The organism is Pseudomonas citronellolis, from assembly GCF_900112375.1.
In the GTDB taxonomy this organism is placed as follows: domain Bacteria; phylum Pseudomonadota; class Gammaproteobacteria; order Pseudomonadales; family Pseudomonadaceae; genus Pseudomonas; species Pseudomonas citronellolis.
Genome location: NZ_FOLS01000006.1, coordinates 206,032 through 222,250, shown reverse-complemented (window position 1 = coordinate 222,250; position 16,219 = coordinate 206,032). Strand labels below are relative to the sequence as shown.

Below are 16,219 nucleotides of genomic sequence, written 5' to 3'. Positions count from 1 at the left end.
GATAACCGTTCGCGGTTATCCGCCACCGAAGGTGAATCCCATGAGCTGCTCCCACTACGAAAACCGCGTCGAACACGTCGAGCTGCCGAAGCTGGCGGTCAACGGCATTGCCATCGACGCCGATGAACTGGCCCGCGAACTCCAGTACCACCCGGCCACCAGCCACGCCGAGGCGTTGCACGCCGCCTGCCGCGCGCTGGTGGTGCGCCAGCTGCTGCTGCAGCGCGCCGATGCGCTGGGCATCAGCGCCGAGGCGGAGGAGGATGAGGCGCCCGAGGAAGCCCGCATCCGTGCCCTGGTTGACCGTGACGTCGGGACACCCGAGGCTGACGAAACCAGCTGCCGGCAATGGTACGAGGCCAACCCCGGGCGCCTGACCAGCCCCTGGCGCATGAGCCTGCGGCACATCCTGCTGGCCTGCGCCCCGGACGACCTGGAAGGCCGCGCCAAGGCCCGCGAACAGGCCCTGGCCCTGCTGGAAGCGCTGCGCGAACACCCCGAGCGCTTCACCGAAAAGGCCATGCGCTTCTCCGCCTGCCCGTCGAAGGACGAGGGCGGCGACCTGGGCTGGATCGAGCCGGGCCAGACCGTGCCCGAGTTCGAGAAACGCCTGCTGCGGGAAACCCCCGGCCTGCTGGCCCAGCCCCTGGAAAGCCGCTACGGCCTGCACGTGGTCGAACTGCTGGCGCGCGAAGGCGGCGAACCGCTGCCCTTCGCCGAGGCCCGCCCGCGCATCGCCGCCTACCTGCGCGCCCAGGTGCTGCAGCGCGCGGTCAGCCAGTACATCGCCGTGCTGGCCGGCGAGGCGCACATCGAGGGCTTCGCCTTCGACGCCGCGGACTCGCCGCTGGTGCAGTGAGGCAGCCGCCGCACTGGACAGCCCCCTCTTCCTTCAGGGAGAGGGTTGGGGAGAGGGCCGGATCATCCGCCTTCGCCAAAGCATCAACCGGAGCACCCACATGTCCGACTGGATCGACGGCCAGGGCCGCAAGATCGACTACCTGCGCCTGTCGGTGACCGACCGCTGCGACTTCCGCTGCGTCTACTGCATGGCCGAGAACATGCGCTTCCTGCCACGCCAGCAGGTGCTGACCCTGGAAGAGATCGAGCGCGTCGCCCGGCTGTTCGTCGAACGCGGCGTGCGCAAGCTGCGCCTCACCGGCGGCGAGCCGCTGGTGCGCCCCGGCATCGTCGGCCTGTGCGAACGCCTGGCCGCGCTGCCAGGCCTGCGCGAGCTGTGCATGACCAGCAACGGCTCGCAACTCGTCCGCCTGGCCGGCGACCTGCGCGCCGCGGGCCTGACGCGCCTGAACATCAGCCTCGACACCCTGGACCCGCAGCGCTTCCAGGCCATCACCCGCACCGGCCGCCTCGACCAGGTGCTGCGCGGCATAGACGCGGCGCGGGAGGTGGGCTTCAGCGGGATCAAGCTCAACTGCGTGGTGATGAAGGGCCGCAACGCCGACGAAGTGCCGGCGCTGGTGGACTACGCCATCGCCAACGAACTGGACATCAGCTTCATCGAGGAAATGCCCCTGGGCCAGGTCGGCCGCGACCGCGAGGAGAGCTTCTGCTCCAGTGACGAAGTGCGCGCGCTGATCGCCGAGCGCTTCGAACTGCTGGACAGCGCCGAGCACAGCGGCGGCCCGGCGCGCTACGTGCGCCTGGCGCAACACCCGCGCACGCGCATCGGCTTCATCTCGCCGCACTCGCACAACTTCTGCGCCACCTGCAACCGCCTGCGCCTGACCGCCGAAGGCCGCCTGCTGCTGTGCCTGGGCCACGAGCACTCCGTGGACCTGCGCGGCCTGCTGCGCCGCTACCCGCTGGACGACGCGCCGATCCTCGACGCCCTCCACGCCGCCCTGCAACGCAAGCCCGCCCGCCACGAATTCAGCACCGGTGGCGATGTGCAGGTGCTGCGCTTCATGAACCTCAGCGGCGGCTGAGCCAAAGTAAAGAACACCCCTCGTAGGATGGGTTGAGCGAAGCGATACCCATCACCCCGGCCCGATGGGTATCGCAAGCTCAACCCATCCTACGGTCGCGCTTTCCCGTCCCCAAAGAAAAGGCCCCGGCGAAATGAGCGGTTCGCTGGGGCCTGGGCGCATGTCTGCGCTGGATAACCGTGGTTGGAAAGGCAGATCATCTCGTCTGGCGGTCCCTCCATATGGCTGTCGTTGCAAGTCAGACTAGGCCAGCGCCGGGGCACTGACATCCCTCGTAGGGGGTAGTCCGCCCGGGGCGAAAGAGAGTGCGGCGACGTTATCCGCCGCCTGGCGTTCAGCGCGGGTTGCTGGAGGAGCCGCCGCCGAACAGGCCGCCGAAGATGCTGTTGACCAGGCCGAACAGGCCACCGACGATCGGCAGGTTCTGCAGCACGTTGAACACGCCGCCCAGCAGGCCGCCGGACTGCGAGCCGGAAGTGCCGAACAGGTCGCCCAGCATGCCGAAGAGGAAGCCGCCGGCTACCTGGTCGATTTCGTTTTCGTTGAGTACTTTCAGATCGTTCATGGCTGTTTCTCGCAAGCAGGAAAGGGATCGGCCCGGGATGGGCCGACCCGCATTCTCCCGGCCACCGCGCAGGCGGGCCATTCGGGATGGGCGCGCCGGACGGTGGGAAACGTCCGGTGTGCGCGGACATGGTCACGCGGAAGGGGCTGTCTTCGCGTGCTCGCGAACGGTGCTGACCGGCGGCTGTGTGTGCCAGGCTGGCTCCGCTCCCTCACCCCAGCCCTCTCCCAAAGGGAGAGGGGGCCGCTCGGCGTCGGCGAGAAGTTCGGCGTCACCCTGTAGGAGCGGGCCCTGCCCGCGAAATCGCGCGCAGGGCGCGCTCCTACAATGGGGAGGGGGTACGGAGGGGGCGGGCTGGCTCCGTTGCCCTCACCCCAGCCCTCTCCCAAAGGGAGAGGGGCCGCTCGGCGTCGGCGGGAAGTCCGACATCAACCTGTAGGAGCGAGCTTGCTCGCGAACGGTGCTGACCGGCGGCTGTGTGTGCCAGGTTGGCTCCGTCCCCTCACCCCAACCCTCTCCCAGAGGGAGAGGGGGCTGCCCGGCGTCGGCGGGAAGTCCGACGTCAACCTGTAGGAGCGGGCCCTGCCCGCGAATCGCGTGCAGGGGAATGTCATGGCTGGCGCAGCGTAGGGCGGATAACCGTCCGCGGTTATCCGCCGCTTGACCTCGGCTTGAGCCGCGCCGGAGCCAACCCTTCCGCACTCAGCCCATGGCGCACTAAGGCTTCAGGCAGCTCATCAGCACGGATCAGCGCAGCGCTGGCCTGGCCCATGGCCGCCGAGGTCTGGATGCCGTAGCCGCCCTGGCCGGCCACCCAGTAGAAACCGGGCGCCTGCGGATCGTAGCCGGACACCAGCTCGCCGTCGGCGAAGAACGAGCGCAACCCGGCCCAGGTGTGGCTGGGGCGGCGGATGCTCAGGGTGGTGTGCTCCTCGATGCGATGGATGCCCAGGGCGATATCCAGCTCCTCGGGCTGCACGTCGTGGGGCTCCACCGCGTCGGCGTTGGCCGGTGAGCCGAGCAGCAGGCCGGCGTCGGGCTTGAAGTAGAAGGACTCGTCCAGGCTCACCAGCACCGGCCAGGCATGGCTGTCCACGCCTTCGCCCGGAGCGAAGAGAAAGGCCGCGCGGCGCTTGGGCTGCAGGCCCAGCGGGGCGACGCCGGCGAGTTCGGCCAGCTTGTCGCACCAGGCGCCGGCGGCATTGACCAGCACGGGGGCGCGGTAGCTCTGCTGGGCCGTGCGCACTTCCCATTGGCCGTCGATATAGGCCGCGGCGAGCACCTCGCTGTCGAACTGCACGCTGCCGCCGTTGCGGCGGATGCCGCGCAGGTAGCCCTGCAGCAGGGCGTCGGTGTCGATGTCGGCGGCGCTGGGGTCGTACAGCGCGCCGTGGACCTTCTCGCGGCGCAGCACCGGGACCATGGCGCAGGCCTCGTCGGCGTCCAGCAGGCGCATCTCCGGCACGTTGGCGCGGGCGCTGTCGAACTGGCGGCGCAGTTCCTCGGCGTTGCCGGCGAAGTCCACGATCAACTCGCCGCGCGGGCTGAGGATCGGGTGCTCGGCGAAGCCCTCCGGCGGGGCGTCGAAGAAGGCCCGGCTGGCGGCGGTCAGGGCGCGTACCTGGGGCGTGCCGTAGGCCACGGTATACAGCGCCGCCGAGCGGCCGGTGGAGTGGTAGCCGGCATGGGATTCGCGCTCGAGCACGGCGACCTTGCCGTGGGGCGCGAGGAAGTAGCCGGTGGAAGCGCCGGCGATACCGGCGCCGATGATCAGGAAGTCGACCTCGGTCATGGGCGTCTCTGCGTCAGGCGGGTGGCAGCGGGGGGAAGGGGGATGGGCATGCCGGGGCTCCGGGATGGATGATTTTTTCCATTCTGGAATTTTGGGGGTGGGGGCGGCAAGGATGGAGGGCTCTGGCGTGGGGGTTGGCGTCAACCTTTGCCCGCGAATCGCGCCGGAACGTCCGGCTATCGCGGACAAAGTCCGCTCCTACGCCCGTGCTTCCCTGGAACCGTAGGAGCAACTGTCTTGCGCCGAGGTACTCTTCGTAGGATGGGTATCGCTTCGCTCAACGCCATCCTACGAAAAGCCGTGTTTCCTGGAACCGTAGGAGCGGACTCCGTCCGCGATTCGCGCCCTACAGCTGAAACTGCGCCACCAACGCCTCCTGGCTCCCAGCCACCTTGCGCAAGTGCTCGCCGCAGTCGCGGGTGTGCGCGGCGGTCTTGCGGTTCTCCGCGGTCATGTCGCTCAGGCGGTGCATGTGCTGGTTCACTTCCTGGGTGGTGGCCGCCTGCTGTTCGGCCGCCGCGGCGATCTGGAAGGCCATGGCGTGCACGCCCTGCAGGGATTCGTCGAGGGCACCGAGGGAGTCCAGCACCGCCTGGGTGTCGTGCTCCAGGGTGCGCGCCTGTTCGCTGGCGCCGCCCATGCTGGCCTGGGCCTGGGTGGAGGAGTCGCCGAGGGTGCCGACTATGGTGACGATCTCGTCGGTGGCGCTGCGGGTGCGCTGGGCCAGGCTGCGCACTTCGTCGGCCACCACGGCGAAGCCGCGGCCGGCGTCGCCGGCGCGGGCGGCCTCGATGGCGGCGTTGAGGGCCAGCAGGTTGGTCTGCTCGGCGATCGAGCGGATCACCTCCAGCACCGAGTTGATCTGCTGGCTGTCGCCGGCCAGGGCCTGCACCACCCGGTCGGCGTCGCGCAGGCCGGCGAGCAGTTGGTCCTGGCGACCGATCATGCGCTGCAGGGTGCCCTGCATGGTGACGAAAGCCTCGCGCGCGGCGGCGCTGCCGTCGGCGCTGCGGCTGGCGCTGCCGGCGATTTCCTGCACGGTGGCGGCCATCTGGTCGACGGCGCTGACCACCATCTCCAGGGCCTCCTGCTGCTGGTCGAGGTGGCTGCTGGTGCGCCCGGCGGCGTCGAGGATGTCGCCGCTGGCGTCGCCCACCGCCTCGCTGGCCTGGCGCAGGCGCTCGACCACCTGGCGCCAGGCCGCGGCCATCTCGTGCAGGGCTTGCATCAGGCCGCTGCCGGCATCGGCGCCGCCGGCCAGCTTCAGCTCGCCGTTGGCCAGGCGCTGAGCCAGGGCCGCCATGCTCGCCGGCTCGCCGCCCAGCGGGCGCATCACGCTGCGGCTGACCAGCCAGGTGCCGGCGGCCACGCCGGCGAGGGTCAGCAGGCCCAGCACCAGCATCTGCCACATCAGCTTGCGCACCGGGGCGAAGGCCTGGTCCTGGTCCATTTCCGCCACCAGCGCCCAGTGCAGGCCGTCGAGGTTCAGCGGCACGAAGGACTTCAGCGCCGTCGCGCCGCTCAGGCCGGGCTCGGTCAGGCGCCCCTGCTCGCCGGCCAGGGCCTTTTCGCTGGCCTGGCCGGGGAGGGCGGCGGGCTCGTCGCCGGCGCGGCGCACGCGGTGGTCGGCGAAGCGCACCGAATCCGAACGCAGGCGCCCGTCGCCGCCCACCAGGTAGGTCTCGCCGGCCTCGCCCAGGCCCTGGCGGCTTTGCATCACATCGTTGATCGCCTTCAGCGGCAGTTCCAGCACCAGCAGCAGTTGCAGCTTGTCGTGGTCCTTGATCGGCGCGGCCAGCCATTGCACCGGCTGCTTGTCGTCCAGGGCCGGCTCCAGGTCGCTGATGCTCGCCTTGCCGCTGCCCAGGGCGCCGCGGACGAAGCGCCCGAAGGGCGTATCGCGCCATTGCTCGGCGTTCATGTTCTGCTGGTAGTCGGCGCCGCGGCCCAGGCTGAAGACCACGCTGCCGTCGCTGGCCACCAGGCGCAGCTCGCGGTAGCCGAAGGTCTTGGTGAAGTTCTCGAACACCGGGCGGTCGTAGTTGGCGGTGGTGACCAGCGCCTCGCTCTCCAGCCCCGCGTAGTTGGCGCCGAGGTTGCCGGCCAGGCTGCTGAGCTGGTCGTGGCGCGCCTGCCAGGCGTCCATCAACTGCCGCTGCTTGATGCTGGCCACCGCCTCCAGGGCGTTCAGGCTCTGTTCTTCGAGGGCGCGGCTGGCCTGGTGATAGACCACCATGGCCATGACCAGCACCGGGATGAGGCCGATGAGCAGGAAACTGAGGGCGAGCTTGGCGCGCAAGGGCATGGGCGGGATTCCGATGGCTTGTTCTGAAGGACGTCGTAAAAAATTCTGCAAGAAGCGTGCAAATTTATTTACGAACGTAAACAAAATCGATCAGGCCGTTCGTTTATCTGCTCAGCTATCAGCCCCGGGCCCAGGCAGGACGATGGCCGGGTGCCATTGTTGGCGGGGAGAGGGGAGGCGTCGTCCCGGCGGACCCGGCGGGACGAATGGGGCGCTGCGCACCGCGCTGGTGCGTCACCGTGGGCGCCCGGCGTCACCGGGCGTAACGCCGGCGGAAACGAAAAAGGCGAAGCCCGTGGCTTCGCCTTTTTCTGTTTCGCGCCTGGATCAGTGCTTGCGCGGCACCGGCTTGAGCAGCTCGGTGGGCGGCATCTCGCAGGTGATCTTGCGGCCCAGCAGCTCTTCGATCGGCGGCAGGGCGAAAGCGTCGTCCTCGCCGGCGAAGCTGATCGAGGTGCCGGTGCTGCCGGCGCGGCCGGTACGGCCGATGCGGTGCACGTAGTCGTCCGGGTCTTCCGGCAGGGTGAAGTTGATCACGTGGCTGATGGCTTCGACGTGGATGCCGCGGCCGGCCACGTCGGTGGCCACCAGCACGCGGATCTTGCCTTCGCGGAAGCCTTCCAGGACCTTGATGCGCTTGTGCTGCGGCACGTCGCCGGACATCTGCGCGGCGCTGATGCCGTCCTTGGTCAGGCGTTCCTCGATGCGGCGGACTTCGTCCTTGCGGTTGGCGAAGACCATCACGCGGGTCCAGTCGTTCTGCGCGATCAGGTTGTACAGCAGCTTGTACTTGTCGCTGCCGGCCACGGCGTAGACGTGCTGCTCGACGGTGTCGCTGGCGACGTTCTCCGGCTCGATCTCGACGATGGCCGGGTCCACGGTCCACTGCTTGGCCAGGTTCATCACGTCGTCGGTGAAGGTGGCGGAGAACAGCAGGGTCTGGCGCTCGCCCTTGTACGGGGTCTGGCGGATGATCTGGCGGACCTGGGGGATGAAGCCCATGTCGAGCATGCGGTCGGCCTCGTCCAGCACCATCACCTCGACCATGTCCAGGTGCACCTCGCCGCGCTGGTTGAAGTCCAGCAGGCGGCCGGGGGTGGCCACCAGGATGTCGCAGTAGCGCGATTCGAGGGTCTTGAGCTGCTTGTCGAAGTCCATGCCGCCGACGAAGCTCATGACGTTCAGCCCGGTGTACTTGGCCAGGCCCACGGCGTCCTTGGCGATCTGCACCACCAGCTCGCGGGTCGGCGCGATGATCAGCGCGCGCGGCTCGCCCATGTAGCGTTCCTTGGGCGGCGGCGTCTGCAGCAGCTGGGTGATGATCGAGATGAGGAAGGCGGCGGTCTTGCCGGTGCCGGTCTGGGCGCGGCCGATGGCGTCCTGGCCCTTGAGGGTGAAGCCCAGCACCTGCGCCTGGATCGGCGTGCAATAGGGGAAGCCGAGGTCGTGGATGGCGTGCATCAGCCGCGGGTCGAGGTTGAAGTCGTGGAAGCGCGTCTTGCCTTCGGCCGGCTCGACCACGAAGTCTTCCAGCTTCCAGTTGTCCACCACCGGGGCCTTGGGCTTGCGCTCGCGGCGCGGGCGCTCGGCCTTCTCGGTTTTTTCGCGCGGCGGCTTGTCGGTGCGTTCGGCCTTGTCCTGGCGTTCGGCCTTCTCGGCGCGCTCAGGCTTGTCCTGGCGCTCGCCGCGCGGCTTGTCGCTCTTGGGCGGGCGCGGCGGCTTGTCGTTGCGTTCGCCTTCGGGGCGGGGAGCGCGCGGCTTGCGCGGGCGCTGTTCGCCGTCCTGGCTGGCGGCTGCGGGGGAGGAGGGGGCTGGGGTGGGCGTTGCGGCGGGCTGCTCGCCCTCGCCCTTGCCGAAGATTTTTTTGAGTGCCTTGAGCACGGTGATCTCGTAGTGGTTAAGGATTGAACGGCCGCCAGTGTAAAGCAAGTTGCCAGCCAGGCGAAATCCGTGCGCTGGGGGCGCCGGCCAAAGCCTGCCGTGGATCAGCCGCAGAGGCGGTTGCGGCCGTGCTGCTTGGCCCGGTACAGGGCCTCGTCGGCGCGCCGCAGCAGGCCCTGCAGGCTCTCCTGCAGGTACATCTCGGCCACGCCAAGGGACACGGTGACGCCGGGCAGGGCGCCCAGCGGGGAATAGAAGGAGTCGATCTGCTCCAGGCTCATGCGCAGGCGCTCGCCGATGGCGCGGGCCTCGTCCAGGCTCACTTCCGGCAGCAGGATGACGAATTCCTCGCCGCCGAAGCGCGCCATGCTGTCCTTGGGCCGCAGCTGGCTGCGCAGGGTATGGGCCACCAGGCAGAGGGCGTAGTCGCCGGCCAGGTGGCCGTGGCGGTCGTTGTAGTCCTTGAAGTGGTCGACATCCAGCATGAGCATCGCCAGCGGCTGTTCGTTGAACGCGCAGCGGGTGCTCTCGCGCTCGTAGACGTGCTCCAGCCAGCGCCGGTTGAACAGCCCGGTGAGGGTGTCGATGTTGGCGTTCTGCTCGGTATTGAGGATGATCCGGTTGCCCTGGCGCACCCGCGCGCAGAGCATCTCCAGCAGGTTCTGCATCAGTTGCGGGGAGTGCTCGAACAGGCTCAATAGCGCCTCGCGGTGCAGGCGCAGCACGCGGGTGGCCTCGGTGGCCACCACGTAGGCCGACGGGTGGTCATGGTCGATGAAGCTGATTTCCCCGGCGCAGTCGCCGCTGCCCAGGGTGGACACCGGGGAGTTGTCCAGGGAGCCGAGGTAGACCTTGAGCTGCCCTTCGAGCACCAGGTAGAGGAAGTGGTTGCGGTTGAAGGGCGAAAGCAGGACCTCGCCGGCCTCCAGCTCCAGCGCGCGGAATTCGTTGAGCAGCCGCTGCAAGGCGGTCCCGGCGACGTTCTGGAACAGCCGCAGGTGGCGCAACTGCTGGATATCCTGCTGCCACTGTGTCGGCTTCATGGCTGATGGGGCTTTCGACAGGTTCCGCTGAGGGGCACGACGACTCTCCGTAGTCTGGTTCGTCCTTCGGGAACTTCAGTATTAATGACTTTTGCGTACTGGCAATTCGCTGGCGTGGTGGACCGACCAGCGGTCGGCCCACCCAGACGACTACCCCGCGAGCCGCCCGAAATGTGGCGTCACAGGCGCTCGCGCAGCCAGGCGCCGATGTCGGCGATCTCCTGGTTGCTCACTTCGTGGGCCATGGGGTAGTCGTGCCACTGCACGGCCACGCCCTGCCCGTGGAGGAAGTCGTAGGCGGCGCGGCCCATGGCGGGCGCCACCACGTCGTCGTAGGTGCCGTGCAGGCACAGCGCGGGCTGGTGCTTCTTCGCCTCGGGCAGCTGCAGGTCATCGTCGAAGGTCGGGCCATAGGTGGACAGCGCCATGACCCCGCCCAGCTCGCCGGGCCAGCGCAGGTAGCCGGTGTGCAGCACCACCGCACCGCCCTGGGAGAAGCCGGCCAGGATGATGCGCGCCTGCGCGATGCCCTGGGCCAGCTGGCCCTCGATCAGCGCGATCACCGCGTCGGCCGAGGCGTCCAGCTGCGCCTCGTCGATGGCCCGGGCCGGCGCCATGGCCTTGATGTCGTACCAGCTGGGCGCCGGCATGCCGTTGAACACCGTCACCGGGCGGGTGGGCGCCTGGGGCAGGATGAAGCGGGTGCGCGGCAGGATCGTCTGCAGCATGCGCGCCACCGGTTCGAAGTCGTAACGGTCGGCGCCCAGGCCGTGCAACCAAATGACGCACGAGTCGGCCGGCTGGGTGGGTTCGAGTAGCAGGGGTTGGCTCATCGGGGGCTCCAGGATGGGGCATGTGCGCCGCAAAGGCGCGCACACCGGAAAAAGGATCGGCGAATCTGCGAAAAGGATGTCGCTTTGCCATAACTTATCGACTTGACCTTCGCCGAAACGGGGGCCGGGAGGCATTCTGGTACGGCCCTTGCTAACTCAGGCACCAGGCTGCGATCCGTCCCGCCGGCGTAACACTCTATCCGACCCCCATCCGGAAACCAGTGCCGTCGGCGGGGCGGGCAGCCCATTGAACAGGCCGCCGCGGTGAGGGCGGCCCCCGCAATACGTCCGGCTCGCGCCATCCGCGAGCGGGGCAGCCTGGACGGCGAAGCGGACGTATCCGCAGAGCCGGCTAGACTGACCTAAGGTTTCCACTTCGATGCAAGGTCCGGAGCAGACCGTGCGGCGCCTCACGAGGGCGGGTGGGCCGGGACTCCAACACGAATAAAAGCAACTGGAGGTGATCGATGAAGATGGTGAAATCCACGCTGGCGGTGCTGACCGCTCTGAGCGTTCTCGGGCTCAGCGGCATGGCCCAGGCCGGCGCCACCCTGGACGCGGTGAAGAAGAAGGGCTTCGTGCAGTGCGGCATCAGCGACGGCCTGCCGGGCTTCTCCTATGCCGATTCCAAGGGCGTCTACAAGGGCATCGACGTCGATGTCTGCCATGGCATCGCCGCTGCGGTCTTCGGTGACGCCAGCAAGGTCAAGTTCACTCCGCTGACCGCCAAGGAGCGCTTCACCGCGCTGCAGTCCGGCGAGATCGACGTGCTCTCGCGCAACACCACCTGGACCAGTTCCCGCGACAGCGCCATGGGCCTGAACTTCGCCGGCGTGACCTACTACGACGGCCAGGGCTTCCTGGTGAACAAGAAGCTCGGCGTGAGCAGCGCCAAGGAGCTGGACGGCGCCACCGTGTGCATCCAGGCCGGCACCACCACCGAGCTGAACCTGTCCGACTACTTCCGCTCGAACAACCTCAAGTACACCCCGATCACCTACGACACCTCCGACGAAAGCGCCAAGTCGCTGGAATCCGGGCGTTGCGACGTGCTCACCTCCGACCAGTCGCAGCTCTATGCGCAGCGCATCAAGCTGGGCAAGCCGGACGACTACGTGGTGCTGCCGGAAGTGATCTCCAAGGAGCCCCTCGGCCCGGCCGTGCGCCAGGGTGACGAGGAATGGTTCGACATCGTCCGCTGGACGCTGTTCGCCATGCTCAACGCCGAGGAGCTGGGGATCGACTCGAAGAACGTCGAGCAGATGGCCAAGTCCTCGAAGAACCCCGACATCAACCGCCTGCTGGGCGCCGAGGGCGACTACGGCAAGGACCTGAAGCTGCCGAAGGACTGGGCGGTGCAGATCGTCAAGCAGGTCGGCAACTACGGCGAGATCTTCGAGCGCAACGTCGGCGAAGGCAGCGAGCTGAAGATCAAGCGCGGCCTCAATGCCCTGTGGAACAAGGGTGGTCTGCAGTACGCGCCGCCGGTGCGCTGACCTCCCACAGCCCGCGCCCGGATCCTGGGCGCGGGCCCTGTTTCGAACGACGTGAGGTCCCCCGCGCAGTCACGGGCGTAGCCCCGTGCCCGCCGGGGCGGCCTGCGAGAGGGCTTACATGCAGAATTCCGTCAAAGCCCGGCGCCCGCGCGGCCTGTCGCTCAGCGACCCGGCCGTGCGCGCCTGGGCCTTCCAGATCATCGCCGTCGTCGCCGTGGTGGCGTTCGGCTGGTTCCTCTTCGACAACACCCAGACCAACCTCGCCCACCGCGGCATCCAGTCCGGCTTCGGCTTCCTGAACAACAGCGCCGGCTTCGGCATCTCCCAGCACCTGATCGACTACAGCGAGTCCGACACCTACGGGCGGGTGTTCTTCGTCGGCCTGCTCAACACCCTGCTGGTGACCGTGATCGGCATCGTCCTGGCGACCATCATCGGCTTCATCCTCGGCGTGGCCAGGCTGTCGCCGAACTGGCTGGTGCGCAAGATCGCCACGGTGTACATCGAGACCTTCCGCAACATCCCGCCGCTGCTGCAGATCTTCTTCTGGTACTTCGCCGTGCTCGCGCAGCTGCCCGGGCCGCGGCAGAGCCTGAGCGTCGGCGGCCTGCTGTTCTTCAACAACCGCGGCATGCAGATGCCGGCGCCGGTGGCCACCGAGGCGATGCCGGCGTTCCTCATCGCCATCCTCCTGGCCATCGTCGCCTGGGCCGTGCTCTGGCGCTGGGCCAAGGTGCGCCGCCACGCCACCGGCAAGACCTTCCCGGTGTTCCTCACGGGCCTGGTCACGCTGATCGTGCTGCCGGCGCTGACCATCCTGGTGGCCGGCGTGCCGGTGCACTGGGACGTGCCGGTGCTGCAGGGCTTCAACTTCCGCGGCGGCTGGGTGGTGATCCCGGAGCTGGTGTCCATCGTCCTGGCGCTGTCGATCTACACCGCCGCCTTCATCGGCGAGACGGTGCGCGCCGGCATCCAGGCGGTCAGCCACGGCCAGACCGAGGCCGCCGGCTCCCTGGGCCTGCGCCCGGGGCAGACGCTGCGGCTGATCATCATCCCGCAGGCGCTGCGGGTGATAGTGCCGCCGCTGACCAGCCAGTACCTGAACCTGGCGAAGAACTCCTCGCTGGCGGCCGGCATCGGCTACCCGGACATGGTCTCGCTGTTCGCCGGCACGGTGCTCAACCAGACCGGCCAGGCCATCGAGACCATGGCCATCACCATGAGCGTGTACCTGGCCATCAGCCTGAGCATTTCGCTGCTGATGAACTGGTACAACAAGCGCATCGCGCTGATCGAACGCTAGGGGGACGCCATGGCAAACCATACCTTCAAGCCCGATCTGCCGCCGCCGGCGCTCAGCGTCGGGGTCATTGGCTGGCTGCGCGCCAACCTGTTCTCCAACTGGATCAACACCCTGCTGACCCTGGTCGGGCTCTACGTCATCTGGCTGATCGTCCCGCCGCTGCTGGAGTGGGCGGTGTTCAAGGCCGACTGGGTCGGCGAGAGCCGCGCCGACTGCAGCCGCGAGGGGGCCTGCTGGGTGTTCATCAGCACCCGCCTCGGCCAGTACATGTACGGCTTCTACCCCGAGGCGCTGCGCTGGCGGGTGGACCTCAACGTGCTGCTGGTGGTGGTCGGCGCCGCGCCGCTGTTCCTGCGCCAGTTCCAGCACAAGCTCAAGTACGGCCTGGCCTACCTGCTGGCGCTGCCGCTGGTGTCCTACTGGCTGCTGCATGGCGGCTTCCTCGGCCTGGACAACGTGCCCACCAGCCAGTGGGGCGGCCTGATGCTGACCGTGGTGATCGCCGCCGTGGGCATCGCCGGGGCGCTGCCGCTGGGCATCCTGCTGGCCCTGGGGCGGCGCTCGAAGATGCCGGCGATCAAGGTCCTGTGCGTCACCACCATCGAGTTCTGGCGCGGCGTGCCGCTGATCACCGTGCTGTTCATGTCCTCGGTGATGCTGCCGCTGTTCCTGCCCGAGGGCATGAACCTCGACAAGCTGCTGCGCGCCATGGTGATGGTGGTGCTGTTCGAGGCCGCCTACATCGCCGAGGTGGTCCGCGGCGGCATGCAGGCCATCCCCAAGGGCCAGTACGAGGCGGCCGCGGCCATGGGCCTGGGCTACTGGCGGATGATGGGCCTGGTGATCCTGCCCCAGGCCCTGAAGCTGGTGATCCCCGGCATCGTCAACACCTTCATCGCGCTGTTCAAGGACACCAGCCTGGTGATCATCATCGGCCTGTTCGACTTCCTGAATAGCATCAAGCGCGCCACCGCGGACCCGGCCTGGCTGGGCATGTCCACCGAGGGCTACGTGTTCGCCGCGCTGGTCTACTGGATCTTCTGTTTCGGCATGTCCCGCTACTCCATGCACCTGGAGCGCAAGCTGGACACCGGCCACAAGCGTTAGGAGTTCGTCATCATGTCTGAAGCCAGCAACAAGACCGTCCCGGCCATCGGCGATCACGTGATGATCGAGATGAAGGGCGTGAACAAGTGGTACGGCCAGTTCCACGTGCTCAAGGACATCAACCTCACCGTGCGCCAGGGCGAACGTATCGTCCTCTGCGGGCCGTCGGGTTCGGGCAAGTCCACCACCATCCGCTGCATCAACCGCCTGGAGGAGCACCAGCAGGGCAGCATCATCGTCGACGGCACCGAGCTGACCAACGACCTCAAGCAGATCGAGGCGATCCGCAGCGAGGTCGGCATGGTGTTCCAGCACTTCAACCTGTTCCCGCACCTGACCGTGCTGCAGAACTGCATCCTGGCGCCGATGTGGGTGCGCAAGATGCCCAAGCGCGAGGCCGAGGAAGTGGCCATGCACTACCTGGAGCGGGTGCGCATCCCCGAGCAGGCCGGCAAGTTCCCCGGGCAGCTTTCCGGCGGTCAGCAGCAGCGCGTGGCCATCGCCCGGGCGCTGTGCATGAAGCCGAAGATCATGCTGTTCGACGAACCCACCTCGGCGCTCGACCCGGAAATGGTCAAGGAAGTGCTGGACACCATGATCGGCCTGGCCCAGAGCGGCATGACCATGCTCTGCGTGACCCACGAGATGGGCTTCGCCCGCACCGTGGCGAACCGGGTGATCTTCATGGACAAGGGCGAGATCGTCGAACAGGCGCCGCCGGACCAGTTCTTCGACAACCCGCAATCCGACCGCACCAAGCTGTTCCTCAGCCAGATCATCCACTGAGCCTGCGCGGCGCGGCCCCCCGCGGGCCGCGCCGCATCCCTGGCGTCCGAAAGCCGTCGCAAAGCCGTCCTACGCTCGTCAGCGCCCTTGGCACTGCGGGTGCGCTTCGGCGTATCCTGGCCTTTTCCACGCCCACCAAGGCCGGCCGGCTGAACTCGGCCGTCGGATCGGTGTTCCGATACCCAGGAGCATCCTGTGGAAACCCACGGATGGGCTATACGTTGAAATAGCTCGCACTGCCGCCTGACTGAAGAGAAGCGCCGTGAACCTGACCCTCACTCCGTTGAACCTGAGCAAAGCCAAGGCCTGGAGCGCCCACGCGGTGACGGCCAGCGGCGTCATCCTGGCCCTGCTGGCGCTGCTCGCGCTGGTCGACAACCGCCCGCAGGCCTGCCTGCTGTGGCTGGGCGCGGCCCTGCTGGTGGACGGCCTGGACGGCACCCTGGCGCGCAAGTTCGACGTCAAGGCGGTGCTGCCGCACTTCGACGGCTCGACCCTGGACCTGGTGATCGACTACCTCACCTACGTGTTCATCCCGGCGATCTTCATCTACCGCTACGTGCCGCTGCCGGTGCACAGCGAGCTGGCGATCGTCGGCGTCATCCTGGTGTCCTCGCTGTTCTGCTTCTGCAACGTGAACATGAAGAGCAAGGACAACTACTTCGTCGGCTTCCCGGCGGCCTGGAACGTGGTGGCGGTGTATTTCTTCGTCCTCGGGCCCGGCCCGTGGGTGAGCCTGGTCACGGTGCTGGTGCTGGCGGGGCTGACGCTGACGCGGATGAAGTTCCTGCACCCCTTCCGGGTGCGCCAGTTCATGCCGCTGAATATTGCGGTGACCTTTGTCTGGATGTTCAGCAGTGCGTTGTTGATTCTGCAGCAGCCGGTGGACCAGACCTGGCTGTTGTGGCTGTGGTTTGCGGCTTCGGCGTATTTCATCGGGGTTTGTGTCTGGCGGACGGCGATGGAGTGGTTCAACTGAGGTAGGGCGGGGCGTTCGTGTAGGAGCGAGCTTGCTCGCGAACCCCGCAGCCACTGGGTTCCCGCGTTCGCGGGAATGACGGGGTGGGGTTAGGTGTTTCAGGATGACTCAGGATTCTCTCCCCACTCAGGACAGCCCCCTCTCCCTTCAGGGAGAGGGCTGGGGAGAGGGCGCTCTCAA

Annotated in this window: 12 protein-coding genes and 2 pseudogenes; 7 read left to right on the top strand and 7 right to left on the bottom strand. The window is 67.8% G+C overall.

The genetic code is table 11. The annotated features are described in order from the left end of the window. Nucleotides 1-40 precede the first annotated feature (40 nt). Complete coding sequence (locus tag BM060_RS08300) at nucleotides 41-859, top strand: peptidylprolyl isomerase (RefSeq protein ID WP_074979096.1); 819 nt, start codon at nucleotides 41-43, stop codon at nucleotides 857-859. 100 nt (nucleotides 860-959) lie between these two features. Then, on the top strand, nucleotides 960-1,949 hold the full coding sequence (gene moaA, locus BM060_RS08295) for a GTP 3',8-cyclase MoaA (RefSeq protein ID WP_058072767.1): 990 nt from the start codon (nucleotides 960-962) through the stop codon (nucleotides 1,947-1,949). Nucleotides 1,950-2,283: 334 nt separating this feature from the next. Here moaA and BM060_RS08290 read toward each other — a convergent pair whose 3' ends face one another. The 7 genes and pseudogenes from BM060_RS08290 to BM060_RS08265 form a co-directional block, all read right to left on the bottom strand. Next, complete coding sequence (locus tag BM060_RS08290) at nucleotides 2,284-2,514, bottom strand: hypothetical protein (protein WP_009616111.1); 231 nt, start codon at nucleotides 2,512-2,514, stop codon at nucleotides 2,284-2,286. Between the two features lie 649 nt (nucleotides 2,515-3,163). Beyond that, a complete protein-coding gene (locus tag BM060_RS08285) occupies nucleotides 3,164-4,306 on the bottom strand; it encodes an NAD(P)/FAD-dependent oxidoreductase (RefSeq protein ID WP_074979094.1) in 1,143 nt (380 codons plus the stop codon). Between the two features lie 346 nt (nucleotides 4,307-4,652). Then, a pseudogene (locus tag BM060_RS33670) lies at nucleotides 4,653-5,168 on the bottom strand (methyl-accepting chemotaxis protein); the annotation flags it as partial. A gap of 570 nt (nucleotides 5,169-5,738) precedes the next feature. Continuing rightward, a pseudogene (locus BM060_RS33820) lies at nucleotides 5,739-6,542 on the bottom strand (cache domain-containing protein); the annotation flags it as partial. Between the two features lie 396 nt (nucleotides 6,543-6,938). After that, nucleotides 6,939-8,492, bottom strand: coding sequence for an ATP-dependent RNA helicase RhlB (gene rhlB / locus BM060_RS08275; protein WP_074979090.1), 1,554 nt, complete (start codon nucleotides 8,490-8,492; stop codon nucleotides 6,939-6,941). 104 nt (nucleotides 8,493-8,596) lie between these two features. Then, complete coding sequence (locus BM060_RS08270) at nucleotides 8,597-9,535, bottom strand: GGDEF domain-containing protein (protein ID WP_074979088.1); 939 nt, start codon at nucleotides 9,533-9,535, stop codon at nucleotides 8,597-8,599. A 179-nt stretch (nucleotides 9,536-9,714) separates the two neighbouring features. Further along, nucleotides 9,715-10,368 (bottom strand): alpha/beta hydrolase, encoded by a 654-nt coding sequence (locus tag BM060_RS08265; protein ID WP_074979085.1) that lies wholly within the window; start codon nucleotides 10,366-10,368, stop codon nucleotides 9,715-9,717. 467 nt (nucleotides 10,369-10,835) lie between these two features. Here BM060_RS08265 and BM060_RS08260 point away from each other — a divergent pair, with 467 nt between their 5' ends. From BM060_RS08260 to pcsA, 5 genes are all read left to right on the top strand, one after another. Beyond that, a complete protein-coding gene (locus BM060_RS08260; RefSeq protein ID WP_074979083.1) occupies nucleotides 10,836-11,864 on the top strand; it encodes an amino acid ABC transporter substrate-binding protein in 1,029 nt (342 codons plus the stop codon). Between the two features lie 118 nt (nucleotides 11,865-11,982). After that, entirely contained in the window at nucleotides 11,983-13,167 is a 1,185-nt protein-coding gene (locus BM060_RS08255) for an amino acid ABC transporter permease (protein WP_074979081.1), read from the top strand. A 9-nt stretch (nucleotides 13,168-13,176) separates the two neighbouring features. Continuing rightward, nucleotides 13,177-14,274, top strand: coding sequence for an amino acid ABC transporter permease (locus BM060_RS08250; protein ID WP_074979079.1), 1,098 nt, complete (start codon nucleotides 13,177-13,179; stop codon nucleotides 14,272-14,274). Nucleotides 14,275-14,286: 12 nt separating this feature from the next. Beyond that, nucleotides 14,287-15,060, top strand: a complete 774-nt coding sequence (locus BM060_RS08245; RefSeq protein WP_043273076.1) for an amino acid ABC transporter ATP-binding protein — start codon at nucleotides 14,287-14,289, stop codon at nucleotides 15,058-15,060. 262 nt (nucleotides 15,061-15,322) lie between these two features. Beyond that, nucleotides 15,323-16,039, top strand: a complete 717-nt coding sequence (gene pcsA / locus BM060_RS08240) for a phosphatidylcholine synthase (protein WP_135499956.1) — start codon at nucleotides 15,323-15,325, stop codon at nucleotides 16,037-16,039. Nucleotides 16,040-16,219: the final 180 nt, after the last annotated feature.